The sequence below is a fragment of the Streptomyces anandii JCM 4720 genome (assembly GCF_014650655.1).
In the GTDB taxonomy this organism is placed as follows: Bacteria; Actinomycetota; Actinomycetes; order Streptomycetales; family Streptomycetaceae; genus Streptomyces; species Streptomyces anandii.
The window spans coordinates 233,332-234,482 of record NZ_BMVJ01000009.1 but is presented as its reverse complement, the minus strand read 5'-3'; the positions used below and the strand labels follow the sequence as shown (position 1 = coordinate 234,482).

General features: G+C 76.3%; 2 protein-coding genes. Both read right to left on the bottom strand.

Annotation, left to right across the window (positions count from 1 at the left end; translation table 11 throughout):
• On the bottom strand, positions 1–877 hold an 877-nt coding region (locus IE249_RS18515), incomplete at its 3' end, for an acyl-CoA dehydrogenase family protein (protein ID WP_189705937.1).
• Between the two features lie 5 nt (positions 878–882).
• The coding region (locus IE249_RS37710) for an acyl-CoA dehydrogenase family protein (protein WP_268249703.1) at positions 883–1,151 on the bottom strand (269 nt) is incomplete at its 5' end.

The window sequence follows — 1,151 nt, the reverse complement described above, 5'->3', positions numbered from 1 at the left end:
CTCCGGCCACCAGATCCGCCGCGAGCAGCTCCTCACTCTCCGTCACACCGCCGGCGCGCTGGGAGCGCACCCAGGCGCGCTTGAGGTGCAGATGCACCTCGGACTCCCAGGTGAAGCCCATGCCGCCGTGCACCTGGAGGCAGTCGCGGGAACCGCGCGCGGCGGCCTCGTCGGCGAGCAGCCGGGCCGCCGCGATGTCCGCGGGATCGGCGGTGACGGCGGCGGCGTAGACGGCGGCGCGGGCCGTCTCGGTCCGTACGAGCATGTCCGCGCACAGGTGCTTGACCGCCTGGAAGGCCCCGACGGGCTGCCCGAACTGCTTTCGCGTCCGGGCGTGTTGCACGGCCAGCTCGCACACGCGCGCGGCGGTGCCCAGTTGTTCGGCGGCGGTGAGGAGCACGGCGACGGGATCCGGCGGGCGGTCCGCGCCGGCCGGGGGCAACCGGTGCAGCGGCGTCAACGGGTCGACCGACCGCACGGGTACGGCGCCCGAGGCGTCCCCGAGGACGGTGTCGGACGCGTCGAGCCACTCCACCAGGCCGCCGCCGTCCACGGCGGCCACGACGGTCTCCCCGGTGGCCGCTCCGGGCACGGCCCCGGCCGCGAGGTGGGTGGCCACGAGCGGGCCCGGCAGCAGTGCGCGTCCGGTCTCCTCGAAGGCCAGCACCGCCTCGGGCAGGCCCAGTCCCACACCGCCCTCCGCCTCCGGCAGACGCAGCGCGAAGAACCCGGCCGCCCCCAGCTCACGCCACAGCGCCCGGTCCAGGGCGGGCGCGGCGGCCGCCGCCCGCGGCGCGGCCGCGTCGAAGCGCCGGGCCAGCAGCCGCCGCAGGCCGTCGCGCAGTGCGCGCTGGTCGTCCGTGGGCCGCAGGCGCATACGGCTCACCGTCCCTTCGGCAGGCCGAGGATCCGCTCGCCCACGATGGTCCGCTGGATCTGCGAGGTGCCCGCCGCGATGGTGTACGACAGGGAGGAGAGCCGGTCGAGGACCCAGGGCCGGTCCAGGTCGAGGCAGTCGGGGCCGAGGACGGCGGCGGCGGTGTCGTACAGCTCCTGGCGGGCGTGGGAGTACCTGAGTTTGAACACCGACCCGGCGACTCCCGGCACCTGCCCGGCCGCCGTCTCCGTCTCGCCGGCGTTGCACTGGACCA